The sequence below is a fragment of the Komagataeibacter diospyri genome (assembly GCF_006538165.1).
Classification (GTDB): domain Bacteria; phylum Pseudomonadota; class Alphaproteobacteria; order Acetobacterales; family Acetobacteraceae; genus Komagataeibacter; species Komagataeibacter diospyri.
Window position 1 is genome coordinate 34,711 of record NZ_BDLU01000049.1, and the last position, 17,657, is coordinate 52,367.

The window sequence follows — 17,657 nt, forward strand, 5'->3', positions numbered from 1 at the left end:
TCTTTTTCCGTATGATGAACGTGAAACGCTGTCTGACATAGCGGCAATACCGCTAGTCTCCAACACCCGGCGTGGCGTCTTCCTCCACCGCACGGATCAGCGCCTGCCCACGGGTGATGTCGGTAATGCGGGTGCGGACCTGTGCTTCGCGTATCGCGGGCAGGGTTATCTGCATGCCCACGCCGTCCGCGCCGAATTCCTCTGTCACGATCTGGCAGTCCATGCTTTCCAGCCGGGCACGCAGCAGGGCATGTTCGGAAAAACCGCAGCCAAACGTCAGGGACACCATATCCACGATCGGTATGCGTTCTGCCGTACGCAGGCATTCCGCGGCTGTCCCGCCATAGGCCCGCACCAGACCGCCCGCGCCAAGCTTGGTGCCCCCAAACCACCGCGTGACCACGACCACGGTGCGGTCGAAACCCTGTCCCTCGATCACCTGCAGGATGGGACGGCCCGCCGTGCCGCCGGGTTCGCCCGCATCATCACTGCGATAGGTCTGGCCGATCAGGTAAGCCCAGCAGTTATGGGTGGCGTCGGGATCGCTGACAGATGCAATGAATTCCATGGCGTCCGCAGGGGTTGAGACGGGGGCTGCCTGTGCAAGGAAAATGCTTTTCTTCACCTCCCGCTCCAGCATCGCGGGTTCGCGCAGCATGAAGCGTTCGGGCGCACTCACGCCTCCGCCTCCTCCATGGCTCCCGTAAACAGGCTGACCAGATCGCCCAGATGGCCGATTTCCTGTATGCCCAGCCCGTCCGGGGCCGTAGGCTTGCGGTTGCCGCGTGCGATACGGCGCGGCAGGAATGCCTGCTCGAATCCCAGCTTGTGGGCTTCCTTCAGCCGTGTATCGGGCTGCGAGACCTGACGGATCTCGCCCGACAGCCCGACTTCGCCAAAATAGACCGAACCAGCGCTGGTGGGCTGCCCGGTAGCGGCGGAAACAAGCGCGGCAGCCACCGCCATGTCGGCCGCAGGTTCCCCCACCCGCAGGCCGCCTGCGATATTGAGATGGACATCCATGGCGTTGAGCTTGATGCCGCATCGCGCTTCCAGCACCGCCAGCAACATGTTCAACCGCCCCGTATCCCACCCGACGACCGCGCGCCGCGCACCGCCGTCACCCGCCTTGGGCGACAGCAGGGCCTGCACTTCCAGCAGCACGGGGCGCGTGCCCTCCATGCCCGCGAACACGGCGGAGCCCGCAATATGTCCCCGCCGTTCCGCCAGGAACAGGGCGGAGGGATTGGGCACTTCCTCCAGCCCCTGATCGGTCATGGCGAACACGCCGATTTCGTCGGTTGCGCCGAAGCGGTTCTTGGCCGCGCGCAGGATACGGAACTGATGCCCGCGATCGCCTTCAAAATACATGACCGCATCGACCATATGTTCCAGCACGCGGGGGCCTGCCAGCGCGCCTTCCTTGGTTACGTGCCCCACAAGGATCAGGCTGAAGCCACGTTGCTTGGCCAGGCGGATGAGTTCAAACGCGCAGGCGCGGACCTGACTTACGGTGCCGGGCGCGCTTTCCACCGTTTCCATCCACATGGTCTGGATCGAGTCGATCACGACCAGCGCCAGATCCTTTTCCGCATCCAGCGTTGCGGCGATATCGGCCACGTTGATGGCGGCGGCCAGTTCCAGCGTCGGCGCTTCCAGCCCCAGCCTGCGCGCGCGCAGCCGGATCTGGTCCACTGCTTCTTCGCCCGATATGTACATGACCTTGCGTCCGGCGCGTGCCAGCGCGCATGCCCCCTGCAGCAGCAAGGTTGATTTGCCGATACCCGGATCACCGCCCACCAGCACGACGGAGGCCGGGACCAGCCCGCCACCCAGCACGCGGTCCAGTTCACCGATGCGGGTTTCGATGCGCGGTGGCGGCGGGGTATCGCCCGCAAGGCCGACAAGGTTGATGCGGCTACCGGCGCGCCTGCGGGCGTTGGTGCCGCCGGTTGCGGTCGGTTCAACCGTTTCCTCGACAATGCTGTTCCATGCGCCACAGGCGTCGCACCGGCCCGACCACTTGGAAAAGACCGCCCCACAGGACTGGCAGACAAAACGGTTAGCGGGCCGACGCGCCATGATGGCTCCTTGGGCAAGAACAGATCGTGTATATCATATATGGAACGACCGGCCGCGAAAGTCAGAGGGGATGAAAAGCCCCCCTGGCCAAACGGGAAAAAGTTTTTGGTGAAGCTTTTTCAAAAAGCTTCAAAAGAACGCCGCCTTTTTGAAAAAAGGCGGCACTCAAAAACTTTTATCTTTATTTATCAGTTAGCTACGCACGTCTACCTTGATCGGCCCTTCACGGCGGCCATGGGTAAACTGATCCACCACCGGGTTGCCACTGTCGAACAGGGTGGAGGGCGATCCCTGCCAGATCATCCTGCCTTCATACAGCATGCCAACCTGATCCCCGATCCGCTGGGCGGACGCCATGTCGTGCGTAATGGCGATGGCAGTCGATCCCAGCCTGCGCACGCAATCAACAATCAACCCGTCAATCACCGCACCCATGATGGGATCAAGGCCGGTTGTCGGTTCATCAAAGAACAGGATTTCAGGACGGGCCGCGATCGCGCGCGCCAGTCCCACGCGTTTCTGCATGCCGCCCGACAGTTCGGATGGCGACAGCGCGCCCACGGCGGGGTCCATGCCCACCTGTTCCAGCAGCGCCCCCGCACGTTCGCGGGCCTGCGCCCGGGTAATGCGCGGCCCGTGTCCCGCGCGCGCTGCCGCAATCAGGCCGAATGTCACGTTTTCCCACACGCTCAGACTGTCAAACAGCGCGCCGTTCTGAAACAGCATGCCGATGCGGGCCATGTAGGGTTCACGCTGACGGGGCGAAAGCGTCGTGACATCGACGCCATCAATCTCGATGGATCCCGCATCGGGCGTGATCAGACCCAGAATGCAGCGCAGCAGCACCGACTTGCCGGTGCCCGAGCCACCGATGACCACGAACGACGTACCGCCCATGACATCCAGATCCACCCCGTCCAGCACCACCTTGGGGCCAAACGCCTTTTTCAGGCCGCGAATGCGGATCTTGGGTATTGTGTCTGTCATTGGGAAAAGAACACGTCTGTCAGGAGGTAATCGAACGTCAGCAGCAGGATCGAGGCCGCAACCACGGCCGCCGTCGTCGCCGCCCCTACGCCTTCGGCCCCGCCCCGGCTGTGATAGCCATGATAGCAGCCCATAAGCGCGATCAGGAACCCGAATATGGCCGCCTTCACCAGCCCCACCGTCACGTCCATGACCTTGAGCGAGGCGATCGTGGCCGTGATATAGGCGGAAGCCGAGAAATCCAGCTTCATCACGCACACGGTAAACCCGCCCAGCACACCCAGTATGTCGGCCACCAGCACAAGGAACGGCAGCGCCAGCGTACCCGCCACCAGCCGTGGCGTGACCAGGTACTTGATGGGATTGGTGGACAGGGTGCTGAGCGCATCGATCTGGTCGGTCACCCGCATGGTCCCGATTTCGGCCGACATGGCGGCCCCGACCCGCCCCGCCACCATCAGTCCCGCCAGCACCGGCCCCAGTTCACGCGTGACCGCAAGGATGACAATTCCGGCAATGGCGTTCTGGGCATGGTACTGGGCAAAACCGGTATAGGACTGGAGCGCGATCACGCCACCGGAAAACAGCGCCGTCAGCGCCACGACCGGCAGGGAGAAATAGCCGATTTCCACCAACGTGCCCCACAGCGTACGCCAGTAGAAGGGGGGCCGGACCACATGCGACAGGGCGACGGCCGCAAACAGCGCCACGCGTCCCGCCATGCGGACAATATCCAGAACGGCCCTGCCCAGCCCGGCAATGAAATCGAGAATGCCGTTCACAACGCCTCCCGCGCATGTGGGTGATCGCCAGACCGGACAACAGGTTCAGCAGACATGTTCCTGCCGTAGCGCGGCAGGTCCCCCACGTCAAAGCGAAAGCGCATTCACTCCACCGCCCGCTGCGCGATCAGGGCGCGTGGGACGCGTCCATCCGCCGGTCGCAGGCATGACGCCACATGTTGCACGCCACCATGCAGCCCACGCCCGCCATGACCACCACCGCCAGCGGCACGGGGGAATGGAAGGGCACGTGCCCAAGGATGAAGCCGCTGCCAGCCGCAAGAGAAAACTGGATGGTGCCCATCAGCGCCGATGCACTGCCCGCCTGATGGCCATGGTGGGTAAAGGCCAGCACCGTGGCGTTTGGACCCACAAAACCCAGACAGCCGGTAATGCAGCTGATCAGCACGCACACCAGAACAGGGTGCGCAGGGCCAGCAACACCCGCAAGCGACAGTACCAGACATGCCACCGCGGCCATTATGCTGCACGCAATCCCGCCATCCAGCAGCCGCGACAGCGCGATCCGGTGGACCAGGCAGCCGTTCAACTGCGCGCAGGCAATGAAGATCCCCGCATTCATGCCGAAAAACACCCCGAACTGGGTGGGCGTGAACCCAAGCAGGTGTTCAAACACCATGGGTGCGGAGGTGATGTAGGCGAACATGACGAACGAGGAAAAACTGTTTATCAGCGCGCTGGACATGAACACCGGTTCACGCACCAGACCGGCATAACGGGCGATCGTGCCGGTCAGGGAAAAGGCAATGCGCTTTTCCACCGCCATGGTGTCGGGCAAGGTCGCCAGCACCGTCAGCAGCCCCAGCACGCCATAGATGACCGCGATCATGAAAATCCACCGCCAGTGCCCCATCATCAGCACCAGACTGCCCAGTGACGGTGCAAGAATGGGCATGACACCGAACACCAGCATAAGCTGTGACATGATGCGCGCGCCCGCAGCCCCCGTCGCCATGTCACGCACGATGGCGCGCGGCAGGACCGCGCATGCCGCCCCGCCCAGCGCCGAGACAAAACGACACAGGCAGAACAGGTCGAAGCCCGTGGCCATGGCGCATCCGGCAGATCCCGCCGTAAACAGCACCAGCCCCCCCAGCAGGGGCAGCCTGCGGCCCAGACGGTCGGAAATGGGACCAAGGCTGAACTGCCCTACCGCCAGCCCAGCAAACCATGCCGCCAGCGTGACCTGGCTGGCCCCCGCATGGCCCCCCGCCAGTTCCGCATCCATGATGGGAAAGGCAGGCAGGTACATGTCGGTCGCCAGCGGGCCGATGGCCGTAAGCAACCCCAGCAGGGCAATCATCCAGAACGGCATGACGGGGGCGGGAACACTACGCGTGGGCATGGGAATCCGGACGGTCAGGAGAACAGGGCGGCGGATGCCGCGACACCCGCATATCCACGAATTCCGGCCAGCTTGTCCATCGACCATGGCGCATGAAACACATGCGCGTCCCGGTAGGGTATCCGGTACATGTTTTTGCAATCAGACTCCGAAGCTGGCCACCAGGTCCGCCAGCCCCACCTGACGGTGGCGTTCCAGCCGTGCCGCCACCAGCACGGCCCGGGCTTCCGCTATCGCGAGGTCAAGGTCGGAATTGATGATGACGTGATCGAATTCATTCCAGTGCGAGATCTCGTCACGCGCGGCCTGCATGCGGCGTGCGATCTCATCCGCCTCATCGGATGCGCGGCCATGCAGCCTGCGTTCCAGTTCCGCGATCGAAGGCGGCAGGACGAACAGGCTGATGACGTCCCCCGGCAGGGCGGCGCGGATCTGGCGGTGCCCCTGCCAGTCGATATCGAACACCATGTCGCGGCCTTCCGCCAGGGCCTGCTCCACCGGCGCGCGGGGGGTGCCATACCCACGACCGAACACGGTGGCCCATTCCAGCATTTCCCCCGCTTCCGCCATGCGGGTAAATTCTTCCATGCTGCGGAAATGATAATGGATCCCGTCACTTTCGCCCGGACGGGGCTGGCGGGTAGTGACGGACACGGAATGCAGCAGCTGTGGTTCCGACGCGCGCAATGCATTGGCAATGGTTGACTTACCTGCCCCGGATGGCGCTGAAATGACCAGACATACCCCACGCCGCCGGACCGGGGCGACTGGGGACGTGCAGGTGGGGGTGGATGTCTGGGTCATGCAGCTCTCCTTGACAGTGGCGGTATAAATGCGCGCCGGGTGCGTAAACGGGGTAGCGCAGTTCTAACAGGGTGTATGTATTCTGCGAATATGAAACAGGATTCGATATTGATTACAGGTGCCTCGTCAGGGATCGGACGTGGCCTTGCCCTTGCCCTTGCCCGGCCGGGACGTACGCTGCATCTGGGTGGACGCAATGCTGACAACCTGCGCGCCGTGGCGACGGCCTGCATCGCACGTGGCGCGGATGCCCGTATACGGGTGCAGGACGTACGGGAACAGGCGGGCATGGAAGAATGGATCACGACCGCGGGGCCGCTGGACCTGGTCTTTGCCTGCGCGGGGATTACCGCATCCACCAAGGGCGGGGACGAAGCCCCGACCGAGCCGGATGCTCAGGTCCGCCGCATGTTCGCGACCAACATGGATGGCGTACTGAATACGGTGCTGCCCGCCATCCGTGTGATGCGCGCCCAGCCCCGGGCGAATGACGGGGTCCGGGGACGCATCTGCGCCATGTCATCGGTGGCGGGGCTTGTCTCCTTCCCCGGCACACCGTCCTATTGCGCTTCAAAGGCGGCGGTGGACCGTTTCATGGTAGCGACAGGGGCGAACATGAAGCGTGCGGGCATTGTCATGTCCAGCGTGTGCTGCGGCTTTGTCGCCACCCCCATGACCACGCAGAACAATTTTCCCATGCCCGGCCTGACCCAGACGGGCGATGCCGTGCGCACCATCCTGTCGGGGGTTGCGGCCGGCAGGCGACGCATTTCGTTCCCACGGTGGCTGGTGGCGGGGTCACGGTTCATGGACCTGCTGCCGCTGCGGGTCGCGGAATATTATTATTATCGCCAGCCTGCGGGACAGGCGGGCACCATGGCGGAAACAGGGCTGGAAACAGGCAACCCCGCCGCGAGTAGAAATCAGGAATAACATGTATCCATTACCTGGAAACAGGCAGTGAACCTGTGCCGTCTTTTCATCCTGCGCCCGGTCGCGACCACCCTGCTGGCGGCAGCCATCGTCCTTTCGGGTCTTTTTGCCTACCGGGTCCTGCCGGTGGGCGACCTGCCAGATATCGCAGTACCCGTCATTTACGTCGTAGCCAGCCAGCCGGGTGCATCACCCCAGCAGATGGCCAGTTCCGTCACCACCCCGCTGGAACGCAGGCTGGGACAGATTGCGGGCATAAGCGAGATTGAATCCGATTCCAGTCAGGACAGCGCCTTCATCCTGCTGACCTTCAATGAGTCGACCAATATAGATTCCGCCGCCAATGACGTGGAGGCGGCCCTGCGCGCAGCCCGTGCCGACATGCCCGCAACGCTGGAATCACAGCCGGAATACTGGAAGGCCAACCCCTCCGAAAATCCGATCATGATCCTTGCCCTGACATCGGACACGCAGCCGATGTCGGAACTGTATGATATCGCCAAGACACGCCTGCAGCCCCTGCTGTCACAGGTGCAGGGCGTAGGGTGGGTCGAACTCATGGGCAGTTCCGCGCCGGCGGTAAGGGTGGAAATCAATCCGTGGCCGCTGTTCAAATACGGGCTGGGGTTCGAGGATATCCGATCCGCCCTGGCATCGGCCAACGCCAATACCCCAAAGGGCGTGATCGAGAACGACACCACACGCTACACCCTCGCCACCAATGACCAGGCACGCAGTGCAGCCCAGTACCGTGACCTTGTCATCGGCTACCGTGACAGCCGGCCCGTGCGGCTGCAGGACGTGGCCTATGTCCATAACGGGGTGGAAAACGAACGCAAGGTCGGCTTCCTGAACGGGCGCAGGGCCGCCATGGCCATCATCCTGCCGCGCGCGGGCGCCAACGTCATTCGCGTAACCGATGACATCAAGGCCCGTCTCCCCGCCCTGCGCGCCGCCCTGCCTGCGGGGGTGACGCTGACCCCCGCCATGGACCGTTCCATCACCATCCGCGCGTCACTGGCCGATACGCAGTGGACGCTGCTGGCATCGGTACTGCTGGTGGTGGGGGTTGTGCTGGTGTTCCTGCGCACGCCGCGTTCCACGCTGATCCCGGCCATTACGGTACCCATTTCGCTGGCGGGAACGCTGGCGATCATGTCGCTGTTCCATTTCTCGCTCGATATCCTGTCCCTCATGGCGCTGACCATTGCGACCGGCTTCGTGGTGGATGACGCCATCGTGGTGCTGGAAAACATCGCCCGCCATATGGAAGCGGGCATGGGGCGGATGGAGGCGTCGCTACAGGGATCGCGTGAAATCGGGTTCACCGTCATGTCGATCACCATCTCGCTGGTGGCGGTATTCCTGCCGCTGCTGCTGCTGGGGGGAACGCCGGGGAAGGTCTTTTTCGAATTTTCCATGACGCTGGCCATTACCGTCACCGTCTCGCTGGTGCTTGCCCTGAGCCTGACGCCGATGATGTGCAGCCTGCTGCTGGACGTCAGCCATAATGCCCCCCCTTCCCCCGGTGCGCCGTGGTGGCGGCGCTGGCCGCACGCTGCGGGCGACTGGATGGAAGCGGGGTACCTGCGCCTGCTGCGGTTTTACGAACGCACGCTGGATGTGGCGCTGCGCCATCATGTGCTGACTGCCGTGACCCTGCCGCTGAGCCTTGCGATCATGATCGGGGTGATCGTGCTCATGCCCAAGGGAATCCTGCCCAAGGAAGACGTGGCCATGGTCATGAGCTTCTTCCGCGCGGACCAGACCACGTCGTTTCCCGCCATGACGGAAAAGATCCGCGCCATAAGCAACGCCCTGTCCGCCGACAAGGATGCGCAGGAAGTCATCGCCTTTTCCGGTGATACCAATATCGAGGGACAGGCCTTCGCCCAGATGATCGACCGCACCCGGCGCAATGATGGCCCCGATGAGATGATCGAACGCATCCACAGGCGGCTGGCCGATATTCCGGGGCTTGACGTGTCCCTGTTCTCGGCAGGTGACATAAGCGGCGGCGGCGGCCGGCAGAAGGAAGGGGCATACCGCTACCTGCTGACCAGTGATGATGCGGATGCCCTCTATACCTGGGTGCCCATGCTGACATCGGCGCTGCGCACGGCGCCCGCCCTGCGTGATGTCACGACGGACGTGATGAACAACGGGGCTGCCATCCATGCCGACATCATCCGCGATCTTGCGGCACGGTACCTGATTACGCCGCAGCTGGTCAGCAACACGCTGTATGATGCATTTGGCCAGCGCATCGCATCAAACATCTCCACATCGCTTGCGACCTACCATGTGGTGATGGAAGTCGCGGACCAGTACCGCACGTCCCCCGACATCCTGCAGTCATTCCGCATTTCCACCGCCGGGGGCAGTCCCGGCGGCGGCACGGTGTCCAATACGGTCCGCGCCCGCATGGCGACCACCACGCAGTCCAGCACCAGCACGCAGCTGAGCCAGCAGTCCTTCCGCAACCAGATCGCCAACAGGCTGGCGGGGGGGACGGGCGCGTCAAACGGGTCCGCCGTGTCATCCAGCACCGAAACCATGCTGCCCCTCTCCAACGTGGCGCGGCTTGAACCCCATCCCACCGCCATTACCGTATCGCATAAGGGCGGGTTCGTATCCGCCGCCATTTCCTTCAACCTTGCCCCCGGCATGGCGCTGAGTGACGCCGCCGCCACCATTGCCGACACCATGGTCCGGCTGCATATGCCGCAGTCCATCCATGGCGGCTTTACCGGACAGGCGGCACAGTTCCAGTCCGCCATCATCAACGAGGTGCTGATCTTCATCGCAGCCCTTGTCACGATCTATGTGACGCTGGGCATCCTGTATGAAAGCTACATTCACCCGCTGACCATCATGTCCACCCTGCCTTCGGCCGGGGTCGGGGCCGTGCTGGCACTGTGGGCGCTGGGGCAGGAGTTTTCGCTCATCACCATGATCGGGATGATCCTGCTGGTGGGGATCGTGAAGAAAAACGCCATCCTGATCGTGGATTTCGCATTGCATGCCGAACGCGATCGGGGGCTGGACGCCCGCCATGCCATTCGCGATGCGTGCATCCAGCGATTTCGTCCCATCCTCATGACCACGCTGGCAGCAGCCCTTGGGGCCGTGCCACTGATCACCAATAGCGGTTACGGTGTGGAAATGCGCCGCCCGCTGGGCATTACGGTGGTGGGTGGCCTTATGATGAGCCAGCTGCTCACGCTTTATACCACGCCGGTCATCTATCTTTACATGGAACATATCCGCCTGTGGACCCGGCGGACCACGGGCAGGCTGCTGGCGCGCACGAAGGGATAAAAAAATATTCGATAATTGAAAAAAGGGGTTGCGGGGTCCGGCTGGGTCAGTTAAAAGCCGCCTCACAGCGCACCCGTAGCTCAACTGGATAGAGCACCAGACTACGAATCTGGGGGTTAGAGGTTCGAGTCCTTTCGGGTGCGCCACTTCCTTGAAAATCAGGATTACTGCTGTGGCACGGTCCCTTTGGTCTGTGCCTGCAGGCGTGTACTGCCGCATGCGGATGCTGTACGTGCCACCGTACCGCTACACCATGGTATGAAATCGTTCCTGATTCAAAAAGATGAGGTGCCTGCCGCCCATCTGGCTGCTACACCGTTACCTGATTTTTCTTTCGTCTGAATTCAGGAAACAAGAATGAGCGGGCCCAGTCTCCCCGAAAACATTCCCCCACATGCGCATTCCGGACGCTCTGGCGGCATCCTGTCCTGGATTGACCGCAGGCTTCCGATCGTAAGCGGTTTCCGGCAGGAATATATCGACTTCCGCATGCCCCGGAACCTGAACGCCCTGTGGAATTTCGGGGCGATCCTGACGGCGGTGCTGGTGCTGATGCTGGCCACGGGCATTTTCCTGGCCATGAACTACACCCCCACCTCCGCCGGGGCCTTCATGTCGGTGGAGATGATCGAACGCCAGCTACCGGGTGGCTGGATGCTGCGCGCGATGCACATGACCGGGGCCAGCCTGTTCATGGCCGCCCTGTACATCCACCTGTTCCGGGGGCTGTATTACGGTTCATACAAGCAGCCGCGCGAAATCCTGTGGCTGACCGGGCTGGGGCTGCTGCTGATGGTCATGGTCACGGCGTTCGCGGGTTATGTGCTGCCATGGGGTCAGATGTCTTACTGGGGGGCCGATGTCGCGGGCAAGGCGGTGGGCGCCGTGCCGGTCATTGGCGGAACACTTGAACACATCATGGAAGGCAGCGACCAGTTGGGGGATATTTTCATCCACCGTTTTTTCGTGCTGCATTTCCTCATGGCGTTCGCCATCGTGGCTGTCGTCGCCTTCCATGTGGCAGCACTGCATGTCAGCGGGCCGAACAATCCCGATGGCAGGCCGGTACCCGAACGCCAGACCGTGCCCTTCCACCCCTATTATACCACCAAGGACCTGACGGGTCTTGTGCTGTTCGCGCTGGTGTTCGTGGCGCTTGCATTCCTGTGGCCCGATCTTCTGTCCGAACCGGAAAACTACCGTCCCGCAAATCCCATGCACACGCCTGCCGATATCGAGCCGGAATGGTATTTCCTGCCCTTTTATGGCCTGCTGCAGTCCGTACCGTCCAAGTTTGGCGGCCTGCTGGCGGCGGCGGGGTCGATCCTGATCCTGTTCGCGGTGCCGTGGCTGGACCGTTCGCCCATCCGTTCGGCACGTTTCCGCCCGGCCTGCCGGATCGGCATGGTGGGACTGGTCATATCGTTCGTACTGATGGGACTGGTGGGCCGCCACCATGCCGAAGGCGGCTGGATGATCGCGGGCCGGGTCGCGGCACTATATTATTTCGGTTATTTCCTTGTGCTGCTTCCGCTCTGCGCGCGGCGTGAACGGCAGCAGTCCGACGCCTGACATGTGACCGGGCATGGTCCTTCATCCGTGACTTGACGGATGTGGGGCCATGCCCACACTCTTCCTGTCTGACCGGGGTGCCCATGATCCGTGGGCTGAGATCATACCCGTTGAACCTGATCTGGGTCATGCCAGCGAAGGGAGACTGTCCCGCCCGGGACATATGCACCCGTTCCCTGCCTGCCGTAGATTACGGATGTCAGGGAAAGGGAGCCTATCACATCCATGCAAACCCTCACACGTGCCCTTGGGGCAGCAGGATTTCTGGCCTGCACGATGCTGGCCCTGCCCGCCCATGCCGCCAGCCAGCAGGTCACGGTCGTGCTGGACTGGTTCCTCAACGCCGATCACGCCGCCCTTCTGGCCGCCCAGTACAGCGGCGCATTCATCCGCCACGGGCTGGATGTGAAGCTGATCGCCCCCGCGGATCCCGGATCGCCCGCACGCCTGGTCGCGGCGGGACAGGCAGACCTTGCCGTATCTTACCAGACGCAGCTTGGCATGCTGGCGGACCAGAATATCCCGCTGGTACGGGTGGGCACGCTGATCGATACCCCGCTGAATGTCCTGATTACGGGGGAAGGGGTTCATTCCATCGCCGACCTGAAGGGCAAAACCATTGGCGTATCCATGCCGGGGGTGGATGACGCGGCACTGGACACCATGCTGCATTCAGCCGGGCTGGCCATGGGTGACGTGCATCAGGTCAATGTCAATTTTCAGCTGGAACAGGCCATCATAAGTCATGCCGTGGATGGCGTGATCGGGGCAGTGCGGACATATGAACTGATCGACCTGCAGCAGAAGGGTATGAAGGTCTCGGCGTTTTTCCCTGAGGAACATGGCGTGCCGATATCAGATGAACTGATCTTCCTGGCCGGTCGCGATCATGCGCATGATGCATGGATACGCCAGTTCATGGATGCGCTGGCGGAAGGGGCGAATACCCTGATCAACCACCCTGACGCCATGCTGGCGCAGACAATCCATGACCACCCGGAATTCGATACGCCGCTGAACCGGGCGGCGTGGCAGGCTACCCTGCCGCGCATATGCAAGCAGCCGGCGCTGCTGAACGTGCCCCGCTATACAGCCTTTGCCACGTTCCTGCATGCCCATGGCATGATGACACATGACATCCCGCTGGAGCAGTACGCGATCGATCCGTTCAGTCAGGTTACGACACCCTGACCCGTACCTCAGTCAATAATATTGTTCAGCATGTCCTGCTTGTGCGGCAGAAAGGTCGTGACCCGCAGGCCATGCCACGCAACAAGGCTGTCACCAAGGAACATGGCCAGCGCGACGACGGTGCAGACCAGTGCGTTACCGAACATGAGTACCAGCCACCACGCAATGGACGCATCGCGCACGCTGCCCATGAACAGCGCAAAAGCCGAACCACAGGCCGATGCCCCACCCACACCCGCGAACAGGATGGACGCATCCAGCAGCAGGGTGCGGTAATGCAGATGCGTCAGCCGGCGTAACAGCAGCGCAGCATCCGCGCTGCTCTTGTCATCGGCATTTTCCAGCTTGTCGCGTACCGTCTCGATATGGTCACTGACACGGGCCAGTCGTGTATTGAACATGTTAAGCAACGTGCCGATCCCCGACAGCATGAAAACCGGCGTCAGTGCGGTCTGGATCAGGTGGGCGACACCATCAACGGATGCATCGGGAACAAGACCGGGGAAGGCAGACACGAAAGGCATATCCTTGGCTACGGGCAAAGCCTGTGTTTCTTGGGCTTATCCCCGCCCGCGTCAAGGACAGAGTCGATATTGCGCAGACGTAAGGAGATTCCATGTCACATAATTACGCAACACCGCTGACACCGGAAAAACGGCTGGCGCGCGTGCTGGCGCGCATTCCGGCGGACTGGACGCTCAACCTTGACCGGCAGCCCACATCCACCGGCACGGGACAGTGGCGTGCGCGCCTGTGCATACCCGGACAGGATGCCCAGGAATGGACCGCGCCCCACGACACGATGGTGGATGCGCTGGAAACCGCATGGCGGCAGGCCCGCGCGATCCTGAATGCGGGACAGGCCATACGGGGCACGGTCACTAATTAACCAATAGAATACAAACACGGCTTCGTGATGATATATTCTGTATTCCTGAATGCACATAACGTACCTGTGTTGTTTTTTACTGACCATCCGACAGAAAAACATGCGCACACGATTGTTTGATGCATCCTTCAGAACGTTCCGATTCCGGTTCTTTCCCCGTCCCGCTGTTCCTGCCGTGCTGCGATATCGTACGCATCCGGTCGGGAAACGCACATGTGTCCCCTGCTGACCATATTTTGAACATTGTATGAAAAAGAAGGAAGATTTGCTAACGAATCCATCTGGATATGGACATGCATGTCCTGCCTGCAGCCAGAACGGGGGGAAGAATCCCTGCGTTATTACATACACGTCATGTGGCTGGATGGTGTCCGTTGCGCCTGATGGGGGCCATTGACCCGCAGGGTTTTATACAACAGGAATGCTGGCAGGGAGTTTAATACTATGTCGGCAGGAAAATTGGCGCGTATTGGCGCGGTAGTTGTCATGGCAAGCGGGGGCGCGTCCCTTGCCTGCCCCGAAGAGGCGCGGGCTGACGATTATAGTGAACTTCTCGACATCCTGAAGGCAAAGGGCAGCCTGACACAGGGCGAGTACAAGGGGCTTCTGGCCCATCACATGCAGCATGTGCGCGAAGCGGCATCCACCTCCAGCCGTGCAACACAGTATGTGCCCGCACAGCGCCATATGGCCGTTCCCACATCCACCCACGAGCAGGTGCGCACCGCCATGGGCCACCCGATCCAGCCCCCCGGCCAGATCGGCATTGGCGGTGGTGGCATGGACCCCGACTATGTGCTGGCGCAGGCCCAGCAGGCAGCAGCCAGCGCCCAGGCCAGCGCGGCGTCAGCAGAATCCACCTGGCTGGCCGCCCAGCATTCCATGGGTCTTGGCGGCGGACTGTCGTTCGTGCGCATGGAAAAATATGTGCCCGGCAAGGGCCTGACCTTCAAGGCGGGACCAGTCGACATCAATCTGTCGGGCTTCATCAACGGGTTCTATACCTATAACAGCCCGGCGGGTGGCATGCCGGTTGCCGGTGGCGTCTCGACGGGGGCAAGCGGGTTCGATTCCTCGGCGCTGCGTAACGGCCTGCTGCCTGCGGGCCTGATCCTCAAACTCTCGACCACGCAGAACGGCATCGACCTTGCCGCCGTCATGGGCATGTATCCCGGCATCGACAATGCCAAGAACGGCGCCATGAATGCCAATACCGGCGGCAGCCCGGTGGGTCTGGGCACCGCCGGCATCGATTTTCGTCAGGTTTACGTGACGGCGGGCAACAAGAAATGGGGCACGTTCAAGATCGGTCGTGACCTTGGCATCTTCGGCGGGGATGCCATCCTTGATGACGCAACCCTGCTGAGTGTCGGTTCCACCGGCAGCAACTCGGCTCCGGGCAATACCTCGCTGGGCCGCATCGGTGTCGGTTACGTGTATGCCGACTGGATCCCGCAGATTTCGTACCAGTCACCCACGATCAAGGGGTTCCAGGGCACGATTGGCATCCTGCAGCCGCTGGATGAGTTTGATTTCTCTGGCGATGACGCCAGCGGCAATGCCTATTCGGCAGGCTCCACCCAGCACAGTTCGCCCATGATCCAGGGCAAGGTGACCTATGACTTCAAGATCGGTGGACTGAGCGCCCGCATCTGGGCCAGCTTCCTGACGCAGCACCAGCAGAACCTGACCGTCAGCAAGACGACAACGGTTTCCACCCAACTGCTTGAGGAAAACGGTGGCATTTATAACATGACCACCAGCAGTACTGCGGATGTTGCCGTCATTCCGGGCCAGAAGCATGGTGTCACGGCGGAAGCGGGCGAAATCGGCACGAAGCTGACCTATGGTCCGGCGCAGTTCGTGGGCTACTACTACCGTGGCAGCGGCCTGGGCACGACCGGCCTGTTCTTTGACGGTGTGGCCAGCAACGGACGCAAGCGTGCATCGGAAGGCTACTATGTCCAGATGATGTATAACTTCACCAAGAAGTTCAAACTGGTCGGAAGCTATGGTGTCAGTAACCTTTACCTTGCACCGGGTGAGAGCAATCCCGACCTTGTCCGCCGCAATGAATCCGAAGTGGGCGCGGCCTACTATAAAATGACGGACTGGCTGAACCTTGTGGCTGAATACGCCCATACCAGTTCGGCCGCCCATGGCCCGTACAAGGAAAGCGACAACAGTGCATCAGGCGGTATGATCCTTCTGTTCTGATGCTGCGGGCTGCACGGGACCAAAACTGCCCATAAAAACATCTGGCTGATTCCAGGAAAGTTTTGGTGAAGCTGTCTTCAACACGCTTCAGGGAACGCCGCCTTTTTGAAAAAGGGCGGCACCCAAAAACTTTTATCGGCAGGCGGTTTTGAAACAGCTTCTGATACGCTTCCCTCCATGTGCCGGTTTCCGTCATCATGGGAAACCATAGGGAAGGGAGACATATGTCCACACCACCACGCTGGCCATTACGGGTCGGCCTTGTCGGCTATGGCTTTGCCGGGCGCACCTTTCACGCCCCCCTGATCAATGCAACACCGGGGCTTGAACTTGTCGCCGTCTGTTCAGGACAGCGCGATGCGGTTTTACGTGACTGCCCACAGGTGGCGGTCACGGCGACGCCCGATGCCCTGTTTGCCCTGCCTGATCTGGACATGGTGGTGATCGCCACCCCGAACACGACCCATGCCGATCTTGCCATTGCAGCGTTACGTGCCGGGTTGCATGTGGTGGTGGACAAGCCGTTCACCATCACGCTGGAACAGGCGCGCGCAGTGGCACAGATGGCCCATTCACGGGAACGGTTCCTGTCCGTTTTCCAGAACCGGCGATGGGACAGCGATTTCCTTGGTATCCGCAACCTGATCGCGACCGGGCTGGTCGGACGGGTAACCGAACTGGAATCGCGCATGGACCGATTCCGTCCGCAGGTACGTGACCGCTGGCGTGAAACGGATGCAGCGGGCAGTGGCCTGTGGTTCGACCTTGGGCCACACATCGCCGATCAGGCCCTGCAACTGTTTGGTCTGCCGGATCATGTGCAGGCCAGTCTGGCATGCCTGCGTGACAATGCCTGTGGCGATGACTGGGCACAGGTCCTGCTGATATATGGGAAAAGACGGGTCAGCCTGCATTGCAGTCTGCTCGCGGCACGGGCCGGTCCGCGCTTTGTCGTGCATGGGACACGTGGCACGATCCTGAAACATCATGCCGACCAGCAGGAAAACCAGCTTCGTGCCGGAATGCGCCCCGGTGATCCGGGCTGGGGCGATGACCCTGATGGCATGCTGGTATTTGACGGAACCGATACGCCGCGCACGCTACCTGTCCCGCCAGGCGACCAGCGGATCTATTATGCCATGCTGCGCGACGCTATCATGGGCCGGGGGCATAATCCCGTCCCCCCCATACAGGCCGTGGCATTGATGGCGGTTATGGAAACCTGCATCCTGTCCAGCCAGCGCCAGATGGCGCTTCCCCTCCCCCTGACGGAACAGGAAAAACAGGACTGGCATCAGGCATGGCAGCACTGATGCGATAAACCAGAAAGACGTTTCTGGTGAAGCTTTTTGCAAAAAGCTTCGAAAAACGCCGCCTTTCTGGGGCCTGTTGGGAATTATCTTGAATTGATGATTGCGCCAACGAGATAGATCATGGCTTCGAATGATCTGTCTGTTTTTTCGCTGCGCATGGCGATGCGCTTGAACTCCTTGAGCTTGCAGAAGAAGTTCTC

At 61.5% G+C, this 17,657-nt stretch carries 14 protein-coding genes, 1 tRNA gene, 1 pseudogene and 1 riboswitch; of the genes and pseudogenes, 8 read left to right on the forward strand and 8 right to left on the reverse strand.

Features of this window, described 5'->3' with window-relative positions; genetic code table 11:
• Positions 1-52: 52 nt before the first annotated feature.
• The 6 genes from MSKU9_RS10915 to gmk all read right to left on the reverse strand — a co-directional run bounded on the left by MSKU9_RS10915 (position 53) and on the right by gmk (position 6,021).
• A complete protein-coding gene (locus tag MSKU9_RS10915) occupies positions 53-679 on the reverse strand; it encodes an IMPACT family protein (protein WP_141261481.1) in 627 nt (208 codons plus the stop codon).
• Positions 676-2,082, reverse strand: coding sequence for a DNA repair protein RadA (gene radA / locus MSKU9_RS10920; protein ID WP_141261482.1), 1,407 nt, complete (start codon positions 2,080-2,082; stop codon positions 676-678). The genes MSKU9_RS10915 and radA overlap by 4 nt, the downstream gene beginning before the upstream one ends.
• Positions 2,083-2,274: 192 nt before the next feature.
• Positions 2,275-3,069 carry an ABC transporter ATP-binding protein gene (locus MSKU9_RS10925; protein ID WP_141261483.1) on the reverse strand — a complete coding sequence of 265 codons (795 nt, stop codon included), beginning with the start codon at positions 3,067-3,069 and terminating at the stop codon, positions 2,275-2,277.
• Positions 3,066-3,851, reverse strand: coding sequence for an MlaE family ABC transporter permease (locus tag MSKU9_RS10930; protein ID WP_141261484.1), 786 nt, complete (start codon positions 3,849-3,851; stop codon positions 3,066-3,068). The genes MSKU9_RS10925 and MSKU9_RS10930 overlap by 4 nt, the downstream gene beginning before the upstream one ends.
• A gap of 127 nt (positions 3,852-3,978) precedes the next feature.
• On the reverse strand, positions 3,979-5,217 hold the full coding sequence (locus tag MSKU9_RS10935; RefSeq protein WP_141261485.1) for a multidrug effflux MFS transporter: 1,239 nt from the start codon (positions 5,215-5,217) through the stop codon (positions 3,979-3,981).
• 141 nt (positions 5,218-5,358) lie between these two features.
• On the reverse strand, positions 5,359-6,021 hold the full coding sequence (gene gmk / locus MSKU9_RS10940) for a guanylate kinase (RefSeq protein WP_141261486.1): 663 nt from the start codon (positions 6,019-6,021) through the stop codon (positions 5,359-5,361).
• 90 nt (positions 6,022-6,111) lie between these two features.
• Here gmk and MSKU9_RS10945 point away from each other — a divergent pair, with 90 nt between their 5' ends.
• The 5 genes from MSKU9_RS10945 to MSKU9_RS10965 all read left to right on the forward strand — a co-directional run bounded on the left by MSKU9_RS10945 (position 6,112) and on the right by MSKU9_RS10965 (position 13,038).
• Entirely contained in the window at positions 6,112-6,954 is an 843-nt protein-coding gene (locus MSKU9_RS10945; RefSeq protein ID WP_193557687.1) for an SDR family NAD(P)-dependent oxidoreductase, read from the forward strand.
• 27 nt (positions 6,955-6,981) lie between these two features.
• Complete coding sequence (locus MSKU9_RS10950; RefSeq protein WP_141261488.1) at positions 6,982-10,275, forward strand: efflux RND transporter permease subunit; 3,294 nt, start codon at positions 6,982-6,984, stop codon at positions 10,273-10,275.
• A gap of 69 nt (positions 10,276-10,344) precedes the next feature.
• Positions 10,345-10,421 (forward strand) — tRNA-Arg (locus MSKU9_RS10955).
• 211 nt (positions 10,422-10,632) lie between these two features.
• Entirely contained in the window at positions 10,633-11,847 is a 1,215-nt protein-coding gene (locus tag MSKU9_RS10960) for a cytochrome b (protein WP_141261489.1), read from the forward strand.
• Positions 11,848-11,910: 63 nt separating this feature from the next.
• Positions 11,911-12,007: riboswitch (TPP riboswitch) on the forward strand.
• 65 nt (positions 12,008-12,072) lie between these two features.
• Complete coding sequence (locus MSKU9_RS10965) at positions 12,073-13,038, forward strand: ABC transporter substrate-binding protein (RefSeq protein WP_141261490.1); 966 nt, start codon at positions 12,073-12,075, stop codon at positions 13,036-13,038.
• A gap of 8 nt (positions 13,039-13,046) precedes the next feature.
• Here MSKU9_RS10965 and MSKU9_RS10970 read toward each other — a convergent pair whose 3' ends face one another.
• Positions 13,047-13,562 (reverse strand): DUF2721 domain-containing protein, encoded by a 516-nt coding sequence (locus MSKU9_RS10970; RefSeq protein WP_141261491.1) that lies wholly within the window; start codon positions 13,560-13,562, stop codon positions 13,047-13,049.
• A 92-nt stretch (positions 13,563-13,654) separates the two neighbouring features.
• Here MSKU9_RS10970 and MSKU9_RS10975 point away from each other — a divergent pair, with 92 nt between their 5' ends.
• From MSKU9_RS10975 to MSKU9_RS10985, 3 genes are all read left to right on the forward strand, one after another.
• Positions 13,655-13,927 carry a hypothetical protein gene (locus MSKU9_RS10975; RefSeq protein ID WP_141261492.1) on the forward strand — a complete coding sequence of 91 codons (273 nt, stop codon included), beginning with the start codon at positions 13,655-13,657 and terminating at the stop codon, positions 13,925-13,927.
• A gap of 444 nt (positions 13,928-14,371) precedes the next feature.
• Positions 14,372-16,144: a porin family protein gene (locus MSKU9_RS10980; RefSeq protein ID WP_193557688.1), complete on the forward strand. Its 1,773-nt coding sequence runs from the start codon at positions 14,372-14,374 to the stop codon at positions 16,142-16,144.
• A 224-nt stretch (positions 16,145-16,368) separates the two neighbouring features.
• Positions 16,369-17,457, forward strand: coding sequence for an oxidoreductase (locus tag MSKU9_RS10985; protein WP_141261493.1), 1,089 nt, complete (start codon positions 16,369-16,371; stop codon positions 17,455-17,457).
• A gap of 83 nt (positions 17,458-17,540) precedes the next feature.
• Here the strand turns inward: MSKU9_RS10985 and MSKU9_RS18110 are convergent.
• A pseudogene (locus MSKU9_RS18110) lies at positions 17,541-17,657 on the reverse strand (IS5/IS1182 family transposase); the annotation flags it as partial.

Excerpts from the sequence above, each read along its gene's own strand:
- radA (WP_141261482.1), bottom strand. The coding sequence starts at position 2,082 with ATGGCGCGTCGGCCCGCTAACCGTTTTGTCTGCCAGTCCTGTGGGGCG.
- MSKU9_RS10925 (WP_141261483.1), bottom strand. The coding sequence starts at position 3,069 with ATGACAGACACAATACCCAAGATCCGCATTCGCGGCCTGAAAAAGGCG.
- MSKU9_RS10935 (WP_141261485.1), bottom strand. The coding sequence starts at position 5,217 with ATGCCCACGCGTAGTGTTCCCGCCCCCGTCATGCCGTTCTGGATGATT.
- gmk (WP_141261486.1), bottom strand. The coding sequence starts at position 6,021 with ATGACCCAGACATCCACCCCCACCTGCACGTCCCCAGTCGCCCCGGTC.
- MSKU9_RS10945 (WP_193557687.1), top strand. The coding sequence starts at position 6,112 with ATGAAACAGGATTCGATATTGATTACAGGTGCCTCGTCAGGGATCGGA.
- MSKU9_RS10960 (WP_141261489.1), top strand. The coding sequence starts at position 10,633 with ATGAGCGGGCCCAGTCTCCCCGAAAACATTCCCCCACATGCGCATTCC.
- MSKU9_RS10965 (WP_141261490.1), top strand. The coding sequence starts at position 12,073 with ATGCAAACCCTCACACGTGCCCTTGGGGCAGCAGGATTTCTGGCCTGC.
- MSKU9_RS10970 (WP_141261491.1), bottom strand. The coding sequence starts at position 13,562 with ATGCCTTTCGTGTCTGCCTTCCCCGGTCTTGTTCCCGATGCATCCGTT.
- MSKU9_RS10975 (WP_141261492.1), top strand. The coding sequence starts at position 13,655 with ATGTCACATAATTACGCAACACCGCTGACACCGGAAAAACGGCTGGCG.
- MSKU9_RS10980 (WP_193557688.1), top strand. The coding sequence starts at position 14,372 with ATGTCGGCAGGAAAATTGGCGCGTATTGGCGCGGTAGTTGTCATGGCA.
- MSKU9_RS10985 (WP_141261493.1), top strand. The coding sequence starts at position 16,369 with ATGTCCACACCACCACGCTGGCCATTACGGGTCGGCCTTGTCGGCTAT.